At 54.8% G+C, this 22400-nt stretch carries 12 protein-coding genes; 4 read left to right on the top strand and 8 right to left on the bottom strand.

Annotated elements, in window-relative coordinates:
- Window positions 1-143 precede the first annotated feature (143 nt).
- Both KUV22_RS00455 and KUV22_RS00450 read left to right on the top strand, forming a co-directional pair.
- Window positions 144-860: an RNA polymerase sigma factor gene (locus KUV22_RS00455; RefSeq protein ID WP_222227702.1), complete on the top strand. Its 717-nt coding sequence runs from the start codon at window positions 144-146 to the stop codon at window positions 858-860.
- Complete coding sequence (locus tag KUV22_RS00450; RefSeq protein ID WP_222227701.1) at window positions 857-1336, top strand: hypothetical protein; 480 nt, start codon at window positions 857-859, stop codon at window positions 1334-1336. The genes KUV22_RS00455 and KUV22_RS00450 overlap by 4 nt, the downstream gene beginning before the upstream one ends.
- A 16-nt stretch (window positions 1337-1352) precedes the next feature.
- On the opposite strand, the gene KUV22_RS00445 is transcribed toward KUV22_RS00450, so the two are convergent.
- Window positions 1353-2147, bottom strand: a complete 795-nt coding sequence (locus KUV22_RS00445) for an SDR family NAD(P)-dependent oxidoreductase (protein ID WP_222227700.1) — start codon at window positions 2145-2147, stop codon at window positions 1353-1355.
- A gap of 2 nt (window positions 2148-2149) precedes the next feature.
- On the bottom strand, window positions 2150-2926 hold the full coding sequence (locus KUV22_RS00440) for an SDR family oxidoreductase (protein ID WP_222227699.1): 777 nt from the start codon (window positions 2924-2926) through the stop codon (window positions 2150-2152).
- A gap of 361 nt (window positions 2927-3287) precedes the next feature.
- On the opposite strand from KUV22_RS00440, the gene KUV22_RS00435 reads away from it, so the two are divergent.
- Both KUV22_RS00435 and KUV22_RS00430 read left to right on the top strand, forming a co-directional pair.
- A complete protein-coding gene (locus KUV22_RS00435) occupies window positions 3288-5318 on the top strand; it encodes an NADPH-dependent 2,4-dienoyl-CoA reductase (RefSeq protein WP_222227698.1) in 2031 nt (676 codons plus the stop codon).
- Window positions 5319-5548: 230 nt separating this feature from the next.
- Window positions 5549-10360 (top strand): CapA family protein, encoded by a 4812-nt coding sequence (locus KUV22_RS00430; protein ID WP_222227697.1) that lies wholly within the window; start codon window positions 5549-5551, stop codon window positions 10358-10360.
- Window positions 10361-10428: 68 nt separating this feature from the next.
- Here KUV22_RS00430 and KUV22_RS00425 read toward each other — a convergent pair whose 3' ends face one another.
- The 6 genes from KUV22_RS00425 to KUV22_RS00400 form a co-directional block, all read right to left on the bottom strand.
- Window positions 10429-12504, bottom strand: a complete 2076-nt coding sequence (locus KUV22_RS00425) for an acylphosphatase (RefSeq protein ID WP_222227696.1) — start codon at window positions 12502-12504, stop codon at window positions 10429-10431.
- Window positions 12504-13490: a transglutaminase-like domain-containing protein gene (locus tag KUV22_RS17445; protein WP_222227695.1), complete on the bottom strand. Its 987-nt coding sequence runs from the start codon at window positions 13488-13490 to the stop codon at window positions 12504-12506. The genes KUV22_RS00425 and KUV22_RS17445 overlap by 1 nt, the downstream gene beginning before the upstream one ends.
- Window positions 13487-14776, bottom strand: a complete 1290-nt coding sequence (locus tag KUV22_RS00415) for an HlyD family type I secretion periplasmic adaptor subunit (RefSeq protein ID WP_261319046.1) — start codon at window positions 14774-14776, stop codon at window positions 13487-13489. Before KUV22_RS00415 ends, KUV22_RS17445 begins: the two co-directional genes overlap by 4 nt.
- Window positions 14776-17025, bottom strand: coding sequence for a type I secretion system permease/ATPase (locus KUV22_RS00410; protein WP_261319045.1), 2250 nt, complete (start codon window positions 17023-17025; stop codon window positions 14776-14778). Before KUV22_RS00410 ends, KUV22_RS00415 begins: the two co-directional genes overlap by 1 nt.
- On the bottom strand, window positions 17022-18503 hold the full coding sequence (locus KUV22_RS00405) for a TolC family outer membrane protein (RefSeq protein ID WP_222227694.1): 1482 nt from the start codon (window positions 18501-18503) through the stop codon (window positions 17022-17024). The genes KUV22_RS00410 and KUV22_RS00405 overlap by 4 nt, the downstream gene beginning before the upstream one ends.
- A gap of 268 nt (window positions 18504-18771) precedes the next feature.
- Window positions 18772-22383 (bottom strand): BapA/Bap/LapF family prefix-like domain-containing protein, encoded by a 3612-nt coding sequence (locus KUV22_RS00400; protein WP_222227693.1) that lies wholly within the window; start codon window positions 22381-22383, stop codon window positions 18772-18774.
- Between the last annotated feature and the right edge of the window lie 17 nt (window positions 22384-22400).

Here is a 22400-nt window from a genome sequence, read left to right as displayed (position 1 = left end):
AGTGGTATTCGCTCGAAACGTTTTTCAGCGAAATAGCGTTAACACACTATTTATTGGTTCGGCGATGACGCCCAGGGAAGGACTCCCCAGGATATACGCACCAATAAGTAACAATGGGAATTGAGGCCAAGGAGGCAGATCCCATGTTTGCGGACAGATTGTGTAGTCTCAGTGACGAAGACTTAATTCAACAGTACTATCACACACGAAACCGTCAGGCATTTCGCGAGATTTTTCGTCGCTACAAGGAGCCGCTGTTCCGTTACTGTGCACAAATGGATTTGGCTCGTTGCAACTTGCTTATGGAAAATTTCTGGCTTTCCTTGCTTTCAGAGCCTCCTCTGCTTGAACGTCAACAGCTGAAAAACTGGCTGTACATCCGTGTGAACCGCCTGCTCAAATCAGGCGCTAGCGAAATTGCAGGCGAAACCGACCCACAGCAAGCCCCACTGCAAGACCCACTGCAAAGTGCCTTCGAGCAGTCCGACATGCTCAAGGCCCTGCAACAGTTACCGCGCCGTCAACGCAATATTTTCCTGTTGTACAACCAGTGCGGACTCTCCCTGGCAACGGTGGCAGACATCGAGAGAATCTCTCTGGCCGAGTGCCGTCAGGAACTGGCAGACGGCGGGAATTCCCTTGAGTTCAATTTGCACGGCAGTGCGCGCAAGCCTTGGGTTTCCAGTGTCACACTCGCTAAGCAGGCGGCCGCAGCAGAGGCACTCGCTAAAGAGCAAGAGCAGGCACAGACACAAACCGTCAAGCCGCGCTTCACCTGGGGACTACGGTGGGCGGAAAAAAGCCTGAAATCATCCAGTTCCGAAACCAGCAAACCTTCTGTTGAGATTGCGCAGGCATGAACACGAATCAATGGGAATCGTCCTACCAGCAGGCCATCGACACCATTCATGTGCCTTCGCATCTCGATGAAAAGGTGATGGAAGGTCTGCGCAACATAAGACCTGAGCAGCAGATCCGTAGTGCGCACGGTGGGGCGAGTATGCTTTCGAAGGTTGGCTCGGGATTGGGCATTGTGGCAGTAGCCATTGTGCTGTTGCACCCCGCGCAATACATCGGGGCTGAACCCGGCCAGGTGACACCGGGCCAGGCGGAGAAAGTAAAATCGGCAGAAGAGCAGCTTGCGCGGAAAGCGCCGGCTTCTGCAGCCATCCCGTCGGTGCTAGACGAGTGGTACCACATGCGCGCAGAAATACAGGCTGGCAACTATATGTCACTGTGCGCCCAGTGGCGGCGGCAACAGGGTGGCGACAACAACACACGTTTACCCAAGGATTTGGCGACCAAGGCAAAGCAACACTGCCGCTTGCTTCCTTGAGGGATGCGCCCTCCAATCAATAAGCCGATACGCCCCCATCTACCGCCAGTGTTTGCCCGGTTACATAGGTAAGCGCTGGCGAACACAGCATCACCATGGCATTAACCACCTCTTCCGGTTCGCCGAGACGTTTCATCGGGCACCCCGCCGCAAGCACTCCGTGTAATTGTTCGACACTGGCTCCCGGTGGTGGCGTCAGCCCCGTTACCATGGGAGTCATTGTATAAAAGGGGCAGATAGCATTGACCCGTACGTTGTGCCGCGCGTATTCCACTGCAGCGGTGCGCGTAAGCCCCACCACCGAATGTTTGGCTCCTGCATAGGCTGCCGCCTTCGGCGCTCCACCAAGGCCTGCCATGGAACTGACATTCAAAATAATGCCGTGTTTCTGTCCACGCATGAGCTTGAGCTGATGCTTCATGCCAAAGAAGACCCCTTTGACATTGACACTGTGTTGAAGATCGAAAGTCTCTTCATCGACGTCTTCGAAATGTACTTGTGGCGGTGCTAATCCGGCATTGTTCACCGCAATATCCAGTCCCCCAAAATTCTCCCGCGCCAGTGCTACCATCGCAGCACAGTCCGTCTCTGAGGATACATCACAGGTAACGGCCTGGACTTCGATATCCTGTGCCGTCAATTTTTCGACCACCGCGTGCAAGCCATCTTCATTGACATCCCCGAGGACCAGACGCGCTCCACGACGACCTAGTTCCTCGGCCAGTAGCGCCCCAAAACCACTGGCTGCTCCGGTAATCAACGCTACCTTGCCGGTAAAATCCAGTAGTGAATCTCGCTGAAAGTCTGCCATGATCACAATCCTCCACAGGCGGTGAGGCCGCCATCAACAACGACACATTCACCATTGGTATAACTGCCTGCATCGGATACCAGATACAAAACCGTGCCGGCCATTTCTTCGGGCTCCGCATGTCGGTGCATAGGAATATGCCCGATAGCGGTTTGATAGATTTCGTCGTGAGAAAACAGGGCGCCGGCAAACTTGGTTTTAGTAAGGCCCGGCAATAGCGCATTTACGCGGATATTGAACTGCGCGCATTCCTTGGCAAAGGCCTTGGTCATATTCACTACGGCGGCCTTGGTAATGGAGTAAATACCCTGTCCCACCCCTGGATGTAATGCATTGATTGAAGCGGTGTTTACGATGCAACCGCCACCGCTTTCCCGCATCAATTTTCCGGCCTCTACAGACATATAAAAATAACCGCGAATATTTACATCCACGGTCTTCTGGAATGCACCAAGATCGGTATCAAGAATATGCCCGAAATAGGGATTGGTAGCGGCATTATTTACGAGGATATCGAGCTTGCCGTATTGCCCGCGAATATGCTGAAACACCTGCTCTATGTCTTGCATATTGCCGATATGGCAGGGCAACGCTTCCGCCTTACCACCCGCGTCATTAATCGCATCAGCTACCGCCTGACAGCCATCGATCTTACGGCTGGAAACCAGCACATGGGCACCCTGCTCCGCGAGCAATTTGGCAATGGCCTCACCAATGCCACGACTGGCGCCGGTTACCAGAGCAATTTTTCCGGTTAAGTCAAAGAGGTTGGTCGCCATGAATTTCTCCCGACGGTTGTCGTCTTATACGTTGTTCGGTTATTGACATCCGAGGCACACCGCTCGGCGCTGTATAAAAAGTGCACCAGAGCGCTCCATTAGAGTCCTAAATTTCACGTTACCGCCTCCATGTGGATCAACCAAATTAATTATGTGAATCACCCCACATTCAAAATATCTATAGCGGTACAATCTTATTCCAGCGCGACCACTCAGGCGCCAATGACCCCAGTCACAGCGGTATCTACACACTTTTGCTGCCGATTTTCCCGGCCCTCCAGCCCCGGTGCTATGTTTCCAGCTAGCTCTCTCGCTAATTTTCCAGGTATTTGGCCAGCTTCCATAAAAGGAAATCCATAACATGACCCAAGCCTACCCGCACCTGCTCGCCCCGCTGGATCTGGGCTTCACCACACTCAAGAACCGTGTGTTGATGGGCTCGATGCACACCAACCTGGAAGAGCACCCGGGGGGCTATCACTGTCTGGCCACTTTCTACGCCGAGCGCGCACGCGGTGGTGTCGGCCTGATTGTCACCGGTGGTATCGCCCCGAATGAGGAAGGCGGGGTATTTCAGGGGTGTGCCAAATTGACCACTCCGGAAGAAGCCGAAGAACACCGGGTGATTACTTCAGCGGTGCACAAGGAAGACGGGAAGATCTGCATGCAGATACTGCACGCCGGACGTTACGCCTATAACCCCAATCTCGTTGCGCCGTCTGCTATCCAAGCGCCGATTAACCCGTTTCCCCCCAAGGCGCTGAGCGATGCGGGGGTCGAGAAACAAATCGACGACTATGTGCGCTGTGCGACCCTTGCCCAAAGTGCCGGCTACGATGGCATCGAAGTGATGGGTTCGGAGGGTTACTTTATTAACCAGTTCATCGTCACTCGCACCAATCACCGGGACGACCGCTGGGGCGGTAGCTATGAGAACCGTATGCGCCTGCCTATCGAGATCGTGCGCCGTATCCGCGAGGCACTGGGAGAGGAGTTCATTATTATCTATCGCCTCTCCATGCTCGACCTGGTAGAGGGCGGTAGCAGCTTTGACGAGGTGGTAACCCTGGGTCAGGCGATTGAGAAGGCCGGTGCCAATATCATCAATACCGGTATTGGCTGGCACGAAGCGCGTATCCCTACCATCGCCACCAGCGTTCCCCGTGCGGCCTTCAGTGGCATCACCGCCAAGGTCAGGCAACACCTGAACCTACCCGTCGTTACCAGCAATAGAATCAATATGCCGCAAGTGGGGGAAGATGTACTCGCCGCAGGTGAAGCCGACATCATCTCCATGGCGCGCCCTTTCCTCGCGGACTCGGAGTTCGTGAACAAGGCCGCAGAGGATCGTGCGGACGAGATCAACACCTGCATCGGCTGCAACCAGGCATGCCTGGACCATACCTTTGAACTCAAGCTCACCTCGTGCCTGGTCAACCCCCGCGCCTGCCATGAGACCGAACTCAATTACCTGCCAACGGCAAAGCCCAAGAAAATTGCCGTCGTGGGTGCTGGCCCTGCCGGGCTCGCGGCTTCCACCGTCGCTGCCGAGCGTGGACATCAGGTGACGCTATTCGAAGCCAGCGACAAGGTTGGCGGCCAGTTCAATATCGCCAAACAGATCCCCGGTAAAGCGGAATTTGAAGAAACCCTGCGCTACTTCAAGCGCAAGCTTGAGCTCACGGGCGTCGATGTAAAACTCAATACCAAAGCCACCGAAGCGGACCTGGCCGACTACGACGAAGTGATCATCTCCACCGGTATTATTCCGCGCATTCCGCCTATCGAGGGTATCGATCACCCCAAAGTACTCAGTTATCTCGAGGTGCTTAGGGACAAAAAGCCGGTGGGGAAACGTGTGGCGATCATTGGCGCCGGTGGCATCGGCTTTGATGTCGCGGAATACCTCACCCACAGCGAAGATCACATCAGTGAACTGGTGGCTAGTAGCAAACAAGAATTCTTCGATGAATGGGGTGTGGATATCACCCTGGACCACCGCGCAGGCCTGAAGCCCATTGAACCGGTCACCAGCCCTCGCGAGGTATATCTACTGCAGCGCAAAACAACCAAAGTCGGCGCTGGGCTGGGTAAGACCACAGGCTGGATCCATCGCACCAGTCTCAAGCACCGCCAGGTGAAAAACCTTTCGGGTGTCGCCTACGAAAAAATTGACGATCAGGGCCTGCACATCCGCCTGGGTGACGAGCAACAAATTCTGGATGTGGATAACATCATTATTTGCGCGGGCCAGGAGCCCCTGCGCACCCTGCACGATGCGTTGCAGGCCAAAGGCCAAATAAGTCACTTGATTGGCGGGGCTTATGAGGCTGTGGAACTCGATGCCAAACGAGCGATTGATCAGGGCTCGCGCCTTGCGGCAGAAATTTAATGACATCTAGCGCGTCCCTGATACATCAAGCTTGCCGGATGTAGGCTGATCTGGCGGCAAATCGCTGCCGCAGAACTATACTGAGGCATACGGATTGATCCGCCAGGGAAGCGCGACATTCCTCCCCGCTTAGCGCCATTATCCACAAGCGCAGCGACCGCTATACCAAACGCCAACTGAATGAGCTTCCCTGTCCGTTAGAATAACGAACGACAGGAAAGGCTCTGTACATGGCGACGTCCATCCTCTCAGACTTACTCGCGCGCGCACGGCCAAGTGCCGAGCAAGCACTAAAGCATCTGCAACCACCCTACACCCTGTTCTTTTCCGTTAGCGACGGCAGCAAGCGCGCCAGGGTCTGTCATGCTCGCGGCAACGATCTAAATGCCCTCTGGCTCAAGCTCGCCGCGCAGTCACGCAAGCAACTTGCCAGTGCAAAAATGGATGGACGCTGGCTGCGCATCGACTGGGTGACCGATGCAGAACCCATGGACTGGGGTACGCTGCAAAGAAAATTCAAGTACACCAAACGCGGTTACTTTCGCTATGGACTCGCACTTGACGCAGACTGGAAGATTGCCTTCCTGGAACAGGAACTTAATGGCAACGCCATGCTGTACGGCGGCAATAAAGTCGCCCACGCCGTGGTCAATCACAGTAAATTTCGCGCCTACACCGACATACGCTTTGGGCCTAATACGCCGCTGAATTTCGATGACGAAGCCCCCGTTACCCGCCTGCACATCGAGGGACTGTTTGTCGAAAAGGGTTCCGCGCCCCAGCGGCTCTATGGCCCTGGTCGTAATGCTGGCCGAAGGATAATCGACGAACTGGACCAAGCCACTAGCGACCACGTCATTCAAACCAGCAGCCGCTATCTGGCCTCACAGGTGCTGAAAAATGGTCGTTTCGAATACGGCTGGCACTGTTGCTTTGACCGCCCAATCGGTACCTACAACACTCTCCGCCACGCCAGTTCTACCTATGCCATGACCGAAGGCTGGGAAGTCACGCGCGACGACAAGACCAAGCAAGCCATTGATCGCGCGCTCAAATACCTGACCGAAAAACTCATTAAGAAAGCACGGCTTCCCACAGGCGAGGAAGCCGCATTTCTCGTGGAAGCCAACGGTGAGATTAAACTCGGCGGAAATGCGGTATGCCTACTCGCCTTGGTCAAATACATCGAGTTGAGTAACAGCAGTGAGATCCAGACAAGGTACAGTGGCTTGCTGGAACAGCTCGCCCGGGGCATCCACTTCATGCAGGATGCGGAGACCGGCAAGTTCGTGCACGTACTGCAATACCCGGACCTCTCCGTCAAAGAAGCTTTCCGTATCATTTATTACGACGGAGAAGCGGCCTTCGGTCTCATGCGCCTATACGGCCTGACCAAGGATACGCGCTGGTTGAGTATTGTTGAGAAAGCCTTCGAGTACTTTATTGCGAACAACCACTGGCAAGCCCACGATCACTGGCTGAGCTACTGCGTCAATGAGTTAACCCTGTATCGTCCAGAGGCTCGCTACTATCAGTTCGGTATTCAAAATGTAGTTGGGCATCTGGACTTTATTATTGAGCGCATCACCACATTCCCCACTCTGCTGGAGCTAATGATGGCTGCGGAGCGAATGGTCACCCGCCTGCGTCAGGAAAAAGAGTTCTCGTATCTACTGAATCAACTGGACCTGAAGAGGTTCTACTTCGCCCTGCATACCCGCGCCATGTACCTGTTAAACGGTTATTTCTGGCCGGAATATGCAATGTTCTTCCAGAACCCGGAAAAAATCGTCGGCAGCTTTTACATTCGTCACCATGCATTCCGCGTACGGATTGACGATGTGGAGCACTACCTATCAGGGTTTATCGCATTTAGAAAATACCTTCGCAATGGTGGTTGTCCACAGCAATTTTCACCGGCATCACAGGTACGGCAACTTGCTCCCCCCGAAGAAAGCGCACTACCCACACTCGCTTGGGGCGGGGATGTAAACCTCGCGCGCAGGCAGCACTACCGCACCGAAGAGCTTGGCGAAGAAGCAGTACTCGGGCGTATCCCTGCACTTGCCGGTGCTGACTTGAGTGTAATCAACCTGGAATGTGTCGTCGCCACTACCGGCGAACAGGGTATCGACAAGACAGAAAGAGCCCCCTACTACTACCGCGCGCGCCCGGAAATGCTGAAGCTGCTTTGTCGGGCCAATATCGATGCCGTTACCACCGCGAATAATCACAGTGGTGATTATGGGGTACAGGCATTATTGGAACAGGGATTCTGGTTAGACACTATTGGCATCCGTCACACGGGTAGCGGAATGAATCTCGACGCTGCGTTGACACCCATTATCCTGCCACTCAAGGATCTCAATGTAGCCATATTCTCCCTGGACGCGACACAGCAATCTTTTGCTGCTGGTCCAAAGCAACCCGGCAGCGCCTTCTTGCCACTCGACAATCCGATTGCATGGTCGCGGCTGCTGGAGCCCCGTATTCTGCGAGCACGCCAGCACGCTCATATTGTGCTGGTGGCGGTGCACTGGGGGAACAATCTGGAAAAGGAGCCGGGGTCAGACGAGATCTCGGTAGGCCATCACATCATTGACGCGGGCGCTGACGGGGTTCTCGGTACCAGCGCGCATATTCTGCAAGGTATAGAAATCTATAAAGATCGCCCGATTATCCACGATGCAGGTGACCTGCTATTCGATGCGGTGCGCAAGACACTGAAAGATAGCGGAATCTTTCAGTTGTCCCTGAGCCATCGAGGCGTGGAGAAGATACGGTTCTTCCCGGTCGGTTGCGGGTTCGGCTTCAGTCATCAACGCACAGGGAAAGACGCGGAGGCGGCAACCCGGCGTTTTGCTGATCTGTGCGAAAAGATGGGTACATCATTACAGCCGCTAAAAGATGGTTCCGGCAAAATTGTACTGCAACCGCCACACCGGGACTTCCCTTCATTGCCACCCGCGCGCAAAGCGCTATTGAACACCGCACCTTTGGAGCAAACTCAACGCCCTGTTTCTCCGAACTGGACTGCCAGTGAGGTCCCCCAGGACGCTGCCATCACACCAGTGGACTTCGGGCCACTGCTGCTTGTAGGTCTGCGCTACGCCCCACAAAGTATTGAACACCGCCAGCTGCTGTACGTGGAGTCTTTCTGGACGCTTAACCCGTCCAGAGCCACGCAACTTAACGAGAACATTCGCCTGGACATACGCGCCGTACCGGTCGCGCCAACAGATATGCCCTACTGGGGTAAATCCATGGATCACGACCCATGTGACTGGCAGCTACCCACCAGCCGCTGGAAGCCCGGTATCATCTATCGCGACTACTACGGCTTACGCCCTCCCGCCCCCAAACAACTCCGAAATATCGACCTGCGCCTGGAAATCGGCCTGGTCGGCTCAGAAACCCATATCCGCCCTATTCCAGTAACCAATAAGCTCATCCCGCTCAAGCTCGGCGAATATGCAAAACAAAGCTCATCTATTGATGGCCGAACCCCACCGCACTATCGCGAAACCTTCCCCGCATGTATCTATCGAGAAACGCCGGGGCAAACCTGGAACGCACAGCAGTTGAGTGAAGTTACCGGTGGAGAATGGCTGGTACCGCCGCCTCCAGGTTGGTTCGTCCGCAGTGTGGTGTCAGGACAAAGCTTTATCGAACAGTCCCTAGATCCGGTGCTCTTCGTCACCCATAAATACAGTGATCGTGCCTACCATGAGCGCACGTCAAAGGCGAAGTACAAAAGATGGGACCTCCACGACAAGCTTGCTGATATCGTGAAAGCTGCCGGTCCCCTCCTGGGTGGCGTAATCGTCACGCGGCCAGTGAGCGGGTTACCCGCGCATCTTCCCGTTCTCCGAGTGAAGGACCCGATACAGGCAATTATCGAACTCGGGTTCGCAGCGAGAAACCGATTCCGGGGCGACCTAGTCGCCATTACCGGCACCGCCGGCAAGTCGTCCACGGTCAATATGCTGAGAAACATGCTGGGAGATCGGGAAACTGTCCTGTCGAGCCTTGGTAACTACAATTCACGGGTCGGAGCGCCAAGCATGCTGGCTAGCCTTAGTGCGGGCCACGAGGTCGCGATCATAGAAATTGCCCAGAGTGCACTGTGGATGCGTTCAGGCCCAATCACAAAGCGTATTCGCCCAACGATTGCCCTGATCACCGGCATTGGCATATCGCAAACCACCAAAAGGGTTAAGACCACCGAAGACACTGCGCGTTGGAAGTCGCGTATCTTTGATGGGCTTATTGGCCGCTCAGTTGCCATCGTAAATGAGCAGTTATTGCACTTTGACTATGTGCTGGCCAAGGCAAAGCAACATGCGCGACGGGTGATCGTATTTGGCACCAGCGAACACGCAGAAGTTCGTATCGTTCATGTCGAGGCCGCAGACTCAGGCAGTCGTGTAACACTGAATATTGACGAGACAGAGCGAACAATATTTGTACCCGTCCCTAGTATGGGGATGGTGCACAATGCAGTAGCTGCACTATGCGTAGCCTATGCACTGGGGCGATCATTGGATGAGGCTGCGCGCGCTCTGGAAAGCTTTACACTTGACGATGCACACTTGAATCAGAGTGAACTCGCGCTCTCCGGCGGCGCTGCGCAACTCATTGATGACAGCTGGAATGCCACCGTCAGCTCGATGCTAAATGCCTTCTCTGTATTGGCAGAAGCGCAAGTATCGAATAACGGACGAAAAATTGCGGCACTGGGGCGTATCGTGGATCTTGGCGAGCAGGCCGCCGTATTACACCGTAGCCTGGCAAAACCGCTGATTGAAAGCGGTGCGACACAGGTGGTAACTCATGGGGAAGAAATGCACCACCTGCGCGGCGTGTTACCAGAGAACATACTGGGCCCTCATTTTTCCACAGCCGAAGACATGGCGAGGTACCTGGCAAGTGCGGTCCGGCCAAATGACCTACTTCTGATAAAAGGATCCCGGAGAGACTCCGACTTTGGACGCGTCGCTACCTTGCTAAACGAAGCTCTCGAAAAACAAGAGATCGCCTGATACGACGTCTATACATGAATTTTCTGTAGGATAGATACCCAGTACTAGAGAATAACCTCCAGCCTAACTCAACCGATAACCGAGAACTCAGATCTGCCTGTGCAAGACTGCACTGAACGGTCAACCGTATCTACCCGCGCAGACTTGGGCCCGCGATGGCACAAAGTGTAGAGACGGTTGATTGCAGCTGGCGTACCTTCCACTACCGCTTCCAGAATAGGCTCACCCTCTACCCGGTAGTTCCTGACCCAGCCCGATACAGAATGCAAAATCGCAATCAATTTCAACCAGCGTCGAAACCCAACCCCCTGTACATCACCGCGGATGACAAAACGCTCGAAGGTCTTCGGTACCGAAGAACAGTTCAGATCATCAAACACAGAAGCAACCAGCGCTCGAGCCACATTGCGCCCTGCCCCCGCAGACGGGAAGTGGTGCCAGGATAGGTTTGGATTACAAACCGCGTCGTTTACTTTCCAAGGCTGGTTGGAAAGATCACTACTCAGGTCCTCAGCGTCAAAATCGATGCCGACCAATGGAGGATCGAAGAGGGACGCTAACGTCTGCTGTAAAACCCCTTGTATACTGGGGTGAACCAGGTCCCCTACCTCCCTGCGTACAACCCCTGATCGCCCCGGCTTTGACTGAATCTGCAGGGCAGAAACCAGCTTTCCTCCCACAACCAACAGACGATAATGCTTGAGTGTTGACGCATCCTTTGGCGGAACCACAGTGTTTGACGGCATTAGCGACGCCATCCATTCACTGTTGCGCGTAATTTTACGGGAGATCATGCGCAATCTATCGGGTGTTCCGTGATGGAACAGACAGCTGCTATTCTCCCCAACAAGACGATAAAGGTCGTCCGCAACCTGCTCAACTTGAAGATTTAGACCGTACGCAGCCTGTTTTATCAACGCAATTTGCCGCGCGCTCCCTTTACCGAAAATTCTCTCATAACGTTCGTAACAATAGGACTCCGCAAGCGCTATCCCCCCAGTCGGGGAAGACCGTGACAATGCTGTATAGGCTTCGGAGAACATATGGGAAACGAGCTTATCCGGCACATCGATTGGACGGCCATAACTCGGAAATACCGCATCCGAAATAGCCGGATTTGAATTCACTTCAATGATGTAGCCATGAGGCAGGCCTTCACGCCACTGCTCTGGGGAGAGATAAATGAGATCAACGCCAACCTGCAATAGTCCAGGAAAGCACTTAGCCGCGCGCTCCGCAATTTCCAGAACTTCACGATCCAGATAATCGAAAATCTGCACGGTTTCCCCGCCGGCCGACGCATTTGCCACACTCGTGAGCTGCACTGTCTCGCCATCTTCCGGAACGTAGTCCAGAGAAAGACCACAGCGCTCCAATAGATCAAATCGGGTTATTGGATCGATTCTAAGGCTTGGATTACGCTTCCTGACTGCATTCTTTTCAGCAACAAGTTCACGAATCGAGTTTTGTCCGTCGCCAATTACACTTGCTGGTACGCGTACATACGCAGCCTCAGCCTTGCCAGCTACCACAAGGATACGTATGTCTTCCCCAAAAATATGTTGCTCGACGATGACTTCACGGCTTTCATTTATGGCAATTCCCCACGCCTTGGAGAATTCCGACTCCGTCGAAACCCGGCTTGTTACGCCATGACCTGCGGCACCATCGGCCGGCTTGACCGTGACCATCACCCCAGACTGCTTAAAAAACTCAAGCGCCGATTCATAGTCGCGGAATAGGTTGCCAGGGGGAACCGGCACACCCTGCATCGCCATAATTTGCTTGGCAATATGCTTCTCTCGCGCACAATACGCATAGACAGCTGAATTTTCTGGTGCGTTTTGACGAAAAACAAACCGGCGATGTTCGTCAAACACTTCGAAGATGAGATTGCCGTGATACTGAACATCCAGATCAAGCGCCGCCGCCGCGTTACACAACAGTTGTATACCGACATCATCCTGACTTTGCAGAAACTTGGAAGCGGAGAAATCGTTTGGTCCAGACTCCTGAATGACTTTCTCCACGGGCAATGGTGCTTGCACGCGATCGCTGGGCACACTTACAGATTTCTCTTCCGCTGTCAGGCCAGATCTTTCGTCACTGACCGTTGCCTCTGAACTTTCGATGGCATCGTGCATTAGTCAACTCCTTGACCGTCTAAAATACGCCAGTGCATACTCACATCGACCTTACCGCGACGCTTACTCACACCACGTGGAAATAAATTTGACCAAACCCATACAGAGTTTCGGTTTAGCACAATCTTGCGATTTTGGCCTTCCCCAAATCCATATCCAAAACTGGGATCCAAAGCCAGATTGGCATCTACCGGTATCCATTGACTATTCAAATACACTTCAGCCGCATGATGATTCGGCTGAGAAAACGCACGCTTTTCGGTAAATAGAAATTCTGACGTCATCCTTGCCGGATAACCAAGCGCTCGTGCTAGCGCCACAAATAGTGCGGAGAACTCCGTACAGTCCCCCTGCCGCGCGGTCACCGCATAGAGAGCTCCACGAGTGGGTTGCCGACGATATGCAATTAGCTGCTGTGGCGTTAAATAGGCTGCACGTAATCTAGCTTCCGGGTCGGAATAGCTACGTTCGATATGTCGAGCAAGGCGCACAATCTCGCTGGCTTCAGACTCAATGTATTTTGACGGCTCGAGATAACTCTTATCCGGCACACTATGCAGTGTGCCAGGTGACCGTTCGACTTCATCTACGGGCATTTGGTAACTATCGACCAGGATATCGAAGTAGACCCGCTTGATGGATTCCTCGTTCGCAAAAATATCCCACTCCAGCTCGAGGTATTCACCGGCACCATGATCAAATGCCTTTCGCTCGATCCGTGAAACGCCGTCCGGGCGAACCGCTAGAACACGCTGTTGCATATGACCATCCACAGGAATAGCTATACGATGGATGTAACCTTGAATAGGCTGATCCGTGCGATTAAGGACGGTTATTTCTGCGACGAGGGTATAGATTTTTTCGCTATTTTCAGTGATTGCCGAATCGCTGGCTTTAGCGGTAGAAATAACCATGAGAAGGGCGACAGTTATCAATAAAGTTGCGAGCGCGCCGACCCTCTGTAAATCCAGAGACTGCTTGATCACCTTTCACGCAGCGCCTCGCCCGCTTGATTGAAGGGTTTTACAATGTAATCGAACACGGTTTTTGATCCGGTGCGTACATCTACCGTTGCGACCATGCCTGGCACTATCGGAAATTCCTTGCCCGATCTATTCACTAGCGCATCTTCGTTTGTCAGTATCAGCACACGATAGAAGTACTCACCCGGCTGGGCTTCATCTTGAATGGTATCGGGAGAGATGGTGGTCACTTTGCCGTCGAGACCGCCATACACGGAGTAGTCATAAGCAGTGATTTTAACCTTCGCATCTTGGCCGGGATGGATAAAGGCGATGTCCCTCGGTGAAATTTTTGCTTCCACCAGCAACCGATCATCCAACGGCACTATCTCCATCAGACGACCGCTCGGCGGCAGGACGCCGCCTATGGTGGTGATTTCGATATCCTTGACGATGCCTCTTACCGGCGACTTCAGCGTCAATCGTGTGAGCGAGTCTGCACGCCCCTCAATTACTGAGCGAAGTGCCTCCACCTCAGCGCTGACCGATGCAAGCTCTTCCCGCGCACGCACCATATATTCCGAGTGTACATCTTTTATCTTGAGATCTAGCTCAGACTTCTGACGACTGAGACGCAAGACTTCAACATTGCTTGCTGCACCTGACTCCACCAGAGAACGAGTAATCGACAACTCACGTTTCACCAGATCTCGCGACTCCCCCAGGCTGCTCAGCGAATCATTCAGGCTTCTCTGGCGCGTGTGGTATAACTTCCGCTCCTTGACGAGCAACTCTTCATAGTCGTCAAGTACAGCCGGAAACGCGAGCTCCGCACCATTAACCTCTGCGCTCAGGCGCGCTTCGCTGGCCAGAGCGGCCCGGAAGCGCGCTTCACTTTCCTGAACATTTGAGCGAATTTTGGTTGGATCTAATTGCGCAAGTACCTCTCCACGCTCGACAATATCGCCTTCAATGACGTTCAAGCGCGCCAGTATCCCCCCCTCCAGAGATTGAATCACCTGCGCTCTGGAAGTGGGTATTACCTTTCCGCTTCCTCTTGATACCTCATCTACCTTGGCAAAGTATGACCAGATGACCAGAGAAATTATGAGCAAGAAAAATGTCCAGATAATGCGCCCGGATTTTGACAACAGTACGTCATCCGCCTCTTCATTATGGTGGCTACCGGCATTCTGAAAATCGGCTTCAAGTATTGCCAGATTGGAGTGTCCGGCATGTGCACCAGACTGACTAATTGCGGATTCCAGACGAGATTCAGAGGTACTATTTGATTGGCTCTTATCAGGCATCAGCTTACCCTTTCATCCGCGTCTTTTACTTCGCCGCCCCGATGTGCACCTTTACCAGCCTGCCCTGCTTTCGCACTTGCCTGAGCCAGCTTTTCCAGTGCGATTTGTTTCGGCGCATCAATAATCAACCGACCATTTTCAACGACGATAATACGATCGACCAGCTGCAGAGTACTGCTCCGGTGCGTGGCGAGAATCAGCGTACGACCGCTCCCCCAACGCTGGAGCTTTTCGATGAATCGTTTTTCGGTAAGGTCATCCAGCGACGCGGTGGGTTCATCCAGTAAAATGACCTGAGGACTACGGATAAATAGCCGGGCCAGCAGCAAGGATTGACGCTGCCCGCCGGATAACCCAAGCCCTCCCTCTAAGATGAGATGGTCCAGACCCTTGGCAAACTTGCGCACGAACTCCAGTGCACCGGACATATCCAGCGCTGCTAAAATCTCTCTATCAGAAGCATCTGGCGCACCCAGTATTACATTCTCGCGCAATGTACCGTGGAAAAGTTGTGCATTCTGGGTCAACAGGCCGATATCGCGACGGGCGTCAGCAGGATCAATATGCGCAAGGCTCGCACCTTCCAGATTCAACGCGCCGGATGTCGGCAACAGCTGGCCTGATAGCGCCTGTAAGAGTGTCGACTTACCAGCACCATTTCTGCCAAGCACCGCAATTTTTTCGCCCGCCTTGATCTGCAATTCATCGATCTTTAATGCCGCAGGTCCCTCTTGATCGCCATATCGAAACTCTGCATCGCGCAGTTTGTAGTTACCCCGAATGGAGGCCATATGGACAAGGTGCGCTCCCTCTGGCTGATCTACCGGCAACTTCATGATTTGATCAAGCCCCTTGAGCGCATACTTCGCCTGCTGCCAGCGACTCAACACCTGGGTTATTTGAGACATTGGCGCCATCATCCGTGATCCGAGAATGGACGCCGCGACCAGAGAACCTGTGGTCATATCACCGGCCATGACCATGGGGGCACCAAACAGAACGATCAAGGCGAACACCGAGGACTGGACGTTATGGGTCCAGGTAACGAGTTTTCCAATCAACCCACGCAAGCGTAAGTTGGATTCGGCCGTGACTGCGTTGTAGTGATTCCACTGTTGTTGAAAACGCTGCTCTGCCTGTAGCGCTTTGATATCTTCCATTCCCTGGACCGTTTCCACCAACATAGCATTTCGCAATGATGATTCACGGATCGACTCGCCCGCGAGACGGGCAAGTTTAGGCTGTGCCAATAACCCGGGAATTACGAGTGCCGCAAGCGCAGCCAATGGAACCAGCGCAAGCGGACCCGCCAGGTACCACATGAAGAACAAAAACAAGAAGAAAAATGGCATGTCCGCTATAGCGAGTATCGTCGTCGAGGTGACCATTTCCCGCACACGCTCAAGCTCTCGAATTTGGGATATAAAAGCTCCGGTGGACTTCGGCCGGGCATTGTTACGCAGACGTACGGCGTGACCATATACAAGATCAGACACGCGAATATCCGCCCGTTTACCCAGTAAATCCGTTACTCGAACGCGATTGATTCGCATAATAAAATCAAACAGAACTGCGACCATTACCCCACTGAATAGAACATACAGGGTTGCTGTAGATTCCGCTGGGATGACACGGTCATAGACCTGCTTGGCGAATAAAATTCCCGCTAGCGCGAGTACATTGGCCACAGTGGTTGCAAGCATTACGTGACCATAAGGTTTCAGATCACGAAGAATAATCGAGCGAAACCAATGTTTTTCCTGCGGTTTTATATAATCATCGATTCTGGCATCGGGCGCATTGCTCGCCGGCCTCAATACAACCGCAGAAGCAATATGCGCTATTAGCTTATCGGCATGTATCTGTGAGGCAGCACCCGCATCACCGCTAAATGAAACTGATAGTACTCGATTACGGCCAACGGCATTGATCACACCGACTTGCCCCCCTGTTAACTGAACAACTATTGGCAAACGCCAGGGGCTAAGCATGTCTTCACTAAACTTTCCGAACTTCGCGACCAGCCCAGCCTGCCGCGCCATGCTACGCACCATGTTTTCGACAGACTCATCGTTTCCCCACTGCGAGGAAATACGCACATTTTCCGTGGAAAATTCGAGCCGATAGTGATTCGCAACGGCTAAAATTGCCCGCATCCACGGCCGGTAGTCCAGGGGCTTGTTACGAGCATTTTCTCTGCCAGGGTTGCGATCCGTCCGTGACTTTGGCGATTCCTGCATTTCTGTCATGGCAGAATTTCCACTCCCTGTATGGTGCGTCTCTGTAAGGCAAAGGCTTCTCGAATTTCGCCTACGGTGTACAGGCAATCAATATTGAGTCGATACAAGTCATACTGTGTGTTGGCTCTTTCAACACGCGCCTGTTGCACCTCTTCTTCTGAGTTCAACAGCTCAACAAGCGTTCGAGTCCCCAGTGCGGAATATTGCTTCCTGTACAGGTCTCGCGTCTCTTCAATTGCTCGCAGCCTTGTATCGAGAATACTCAGACTGCGCTCAAGCCCAACGCTCTGGCTCTGTGCAATTCGAAGGTCTCTAGAGACGGTCAGCTGAGCGGCATCCTTTGCAGCCTGTGCTGATCGCATAGCGAAATTAGCCGCGTCTCGATTGGCGAATATCCGTCCACCCTGATAGATGGGCATGGAGAGGTTGAGAAAGATTGCACTTTCATGATCATTCAGCGCGTTCGAGTCGACATATTGCTGATCGAGATAGCGGTTGACACTGCCATCCAACGACAATGTTGGCCAAGATTGCGCACGGGCTTCCTTTAACTGGGCCGCGGCCTGGGAACGGTCGGCTTCTGCAACAAGCACACTTGGTGCGGTATTCACTTTTAGCGGGTCAACCATACATCCATTCACAACGGAACCCGGTACGCCCGGTTTTAATACAATGGGTTCCTGCACGCCAACGAGATTCTGTAATACACCTCGCCAGCGACTGAGCTGGGCCAGAGTTTGCTGACGATTGGCGCGCGCAGATTCGATACGAGCCTGTGCCTGCAAGACATCTGAGCGGGTACTGGCACCCCGCTGGTTTCGCATTCTTACCAAATCAGAAATACTTGAGACGCCCGCCACCTGCGCATCTGCCGAACGCACCAGGGTCTGATAGCGCAGAACCTCCAACGCTGCCTGGGCCGTATCCCGTGCCACGGTATCGATTTGCAGCAGAACACGGGCCTGGGACGCATGCGCGCTTGCGGTGGCGGAGCCCACACTCCCGGATATTTTTCCGAAGTCGTAAATTACCTGCGACACGTACAACTGGACGGCGTGGCCATCACCATCGCCATCGGTCTCTGAATCGTATCCACCGATCACACCAAGACTCAATTGGGGAAAATAACCCGCCCGTGCAGTGCGAATATTTTGTTGCTGGCGGCGCAATTCACCTACGGACTGTCCTACTGTAGGATGCCAACCAACTGCCTGAACGACTGCATCGCTGATATTCAACTCGAACGGTGTGTGGCCAGAATAAGATGTGGAGACTAATGGTCTAACAGAGTGAAACTGATCTTTGGTAACCTCCCCTTGAATCTGGGAGGGACTAATGACCTCTAGCTGGTCTGCAAGTGAGGGCTCCCCACGAGCTGTTACGATAAGTACAACCGCCATGAAGACAGGGAAGAAGGAGACAGACAATTGGCGGCATTTAAGACATTCAGCCATCCATTGCCTGATAAGTCCGTATCGCTGCTTCACTATATTCCACTTTTTGATGCCGCCTTCCGGTTTTTTCCTTAAAACCATCGGCGGGATATTTATTGATATTTACACAAAAACTTTAGCTTAATAATTCAGCAACGGTGCGCTGTATGATGTGACGAGCGCCAATTAAAGCTCTAATATGAAGCAATAGAAATCTCTCCTGCGTTGCTTGGCAAGAAGCACTTTTCCCAAAATCAGGACAAAAAAATACCGGGCACTAGGCCCGGTAATTTCCGAGTAGAACGTGGCTTAAAACTGGCCGCTACAGGTCGTGATTACCTGATTGACTCCACATATCTTTCATCGGATCCTCCGTATCAGCTGGCGCAATATCTTGCGTATATTGATCCGCAAGCAAGCCGCCCAATACTTCGTCGAACACCTCACTTGATCCCAGGCCCTCAATCGAGTCACTTTCCAGATAGTCACTGATAAGATCCTGTAAGCTCGGATACTCCGATCCGCTTTCAGGCATCAGCGAGAAATGCTGGTCGTCAGCCTGCCCAGATATGTGCTCAGCTAACTCGATGATATCGCTAAGCACGTTCTGCAATGCTTCTTTAAGCTGCTCCTTGGTCTCCGTGTCTGGTACCCGATTCAAGTGCCCCAACGTTTCGTCGAATTGCACCATTTCCACAGGGAGAGGCTCACCAGCGGATTCGTCCAAAGACAATTCGCTGTCATCACACAGATCGGCCACATTAATTTCATCAAAGACACCAGGGCCACCGACGTTACCAGACATATTCGTTGGCCAGCCGTCCGTAGTTGTCTCATTACCATCGGGATCGTAGTGGCCATTACCAGCCTTGATGATGTAAGGATCTCCCGGCCCGTCCTGGTCTACCGCAGACCCGTACTCATCCTCGATGCAATCGTAGAGTGACTGTGGATACGCCGGATCTTTGATTTCGGCGAACTCGCCTTCGAAACCTTCGACCTTGATGACCCTGCCATCTTCCAATCTAAAGGCTACGTAGCCAATGGCGTGGTCGAGATCGGAGTCCGCATCGGCATCCGCGTCGGCATCTGCGTCGGCATCTGCGTCGGCATCTGCGTCGGCGTCGGCGTCACAATCAGCGTCTGCATCGGCATCGGCGTCCGCATCCGCATCGGCATCCGCATCGGCATCCGCATCGGCATCGGCATCCGCATCGGCGTCCGCATCCGCGTCGGCGTCGGCATCCGCGTCCGCGTCGGCATCGGCATCGGCATCGGCGTCGGCATCCGCGTCGGCATCGGCATCCGCGTCGGCATCTGCGTCGGCATCTGCGTCGGCATCTGCGTCGGCGTCGGCGTCAGCATCGGCGTCAGCATCTGCGTCAGCATCTGCGTCAGCATCTGCGTCAGCATCTGCGTCAGCATCGGCATCGGCATCCGCGTCGGCATCCGCATCCGCATCGGCATCGGCATCGGCATCGGCATCGGCGTCCGCATCCGCGTCGGCATCGGCATCCGCATCGGCATCCGCATCGGCATCGGCATCGGCGTCCGCATCTGCATCGGCATCTGCATCGGCATCGGCATCGGCATCCGCGTCGGCATCCGCGTCGGCATCCGCATCGGCGTCGGCGTCGGCGTCCGCATCGGCATCGGCGTCCGCATCGGCATCGGCATCGGCGTCCGCATCGGCGTCGGCGTCCGCATCGGCATCGGCATCCGCGTCGGCATCCGCGTCGGCATCCGCATCGGCGTCGGCGTCGGCGTCCGCATCGGCATCGGCGTCCGCATCGGCATCGGCGTCCGCATCGGCGTCGGCGTCCGCATCGGCATCGGCGTCCGCATCGGCATCGGCATCCGCGTCGGCATCGGCGTCTGCATCGGCATCCGCATCGGCATCGGCATCGGCATCGGCGTCGGCATCTGCATCGGCATCGGCATCTGCATCTGCATCTGCATCGGCATCGGCGTCCGCATCTGCATCCGCATCGGCGTCTGCGTCGGCATCCGCATCCGCGTCTGCATCGGCATCCGCATCCGCATCCGCATCTGCATCCGCGTCGGCGTCGGCGTCGGCGTCGGCGTCAGCATCGGCATCCGCATCGGCATCGGCGTCGGCATCGGCGTCGGCATCGGCATCGGCGTCGGCATCGGCATCGGCGTCTGCATCGGCATCCGCATCGGCATCCGCATCCGCATCGGCATCCGCGTCGGCGTCCGCATCGGCATCCGCGTCTGCATCGGCATCGGCGTCGGCATCGGCGTCGGCGTCCGCATCGGCATCAGCATCGGCATCGGCGTCCGCATCGGCATCCGCATCCGCATCGGCATCGGCGTCCGCATCGGCATCCGCATCGGCATCGGCGTCCGCATCGGCATCGGCGTCCGCATCGGCATCGGCATCAGCATCCGCGTCGGCATCGGCGTCCGCATCTGCATCCGCATCGGCGTCTGCGTCGGCATCCGCATCCGCGTCTGCATCGGCATCCGCATCCGCATCCGCATCCGCATCCGCATCTGCATCTGCATCTGCATCTGCATCAGCGTCCGCGTCGGCATCGGCATCCGCGTCAGCATCGGCGTCGGCGTCGGCATCCGCGTCTGCGTCCGCATCGGCGTCGGCGTCGGCATCGGCATCCGCATCGGCATCGGCATCGGCATCGGCATCCGCGTCTGCATCGGCGTCTGCATCGGCGTCTGCATCGGCGTCGGCATCGGCGTCGGCATCCGCGTCGGCATCTGCATCCGCATCTGCGTCAGCGTCGGCGTCGGCGTCGGCGTCGGCGTCGGCGTCGGCGTCGGCGTCGGCGTCAGCATCCGCGTCGGCATCTGCATCTGCATCTGCATCCGCGTCAGCATCGGCATCGGCATCGGCATCTGCATCCGCGTCTGCATCGGCGTCGGCATCCGCGTCGGCATCCGCGTCGGCATCCGCGTCGGCATCGGCATCCGCGTCGGCATCTGCATCTGCATCTGCATCTGCATCTGCATCGGCGTCAGCGTCCGCATCTGCATCTGCGTCGGCGTCGGCGTCGGCGTCGGCGTCGGCGTCAGCATCGGCATCTGCATCCGCGTCAGCATCGGCATCTGCGTCGGCGTCAGCATCGGCATCCGCGTCGGCATCGGCATCCGCGTCGGCGTCGGCATCGGCGTCGGCATCGGCGTCCGCATCCGCGTCGGCATCCGCATCGGCATCGGCATCGGCATCGGCATCGGCATCGGCGTCAGCATCCGCATCCGCATCTGCATCCGCATCCGCATCCGCATCCGCATCCGCATCAGCATCGGCGTCGGCATCTGCATCTGCATCCGCGTCTGCATCCGCGTCAGCATCCGCATCTGCGTCGGCATCCGTATCTGCGTCTGCATCAGCGTCAGCATCGGTATCCGCATCAGCGTCGGCGTCAGAGTCGGCGTCAGCGTCACCATCTGGAGGCGGAATCGGGCCGCTTCCCGGAGGAGGTGGAAGTTCTGTAGGATCGAACGGATCAATGCTTTCGCTGGGTGTATCGTCACTGTAGCCATTCGCCAGTGCGATCACGCCAAGCGCTGCCAGACCAGCCCAAACGGCGGGACATACCGGCGCGGCAGTAGAAGGGGCGACTGCTGCGATGTCGGCACTACTAGCCACTTGCGTAAGAGCGAATATCGATCCATCGGCGCCTTTCTGAGCCAGTAACACTTCTCCTGACTCCGGGTCTTCTAGAAGAAGGTCACTTTGGGTCTGAGCACCGTCGGCAAGATAAAAATTTTCCAGGGTGACAATTTCGCCAGACACCAACTGAATGATTAGGTCATCACCCACCTTGAAGGTCGACAATATCTCGTCTTGCGAGAGTTGGAGTTTCACAAAACCCGGAGCATCTAGAACCACATTCGCTGATTCAAATGAACTCAGAGTACCAGTTGCCTTGTCGACTACCTGCGTCTGCATCCTGCGTACCTATTCCT

Origin of the sequence: Microbulbifer agarilyticus (genome assembly GCF_019800665.1) — a bacterium.
GTDB classification, from domain to species: Bacteria; Pseudomonadota; Gammaproteobacteria; order Pseudomonadales; family Cellvibrionaceae; genus Microbulbifer; species Microbulbifer agarilyticus_C.
Note: the sequence above shows the minus strand (reverse complement) of the source record. Positions and strands in the feature narration are given on the sequence as shown.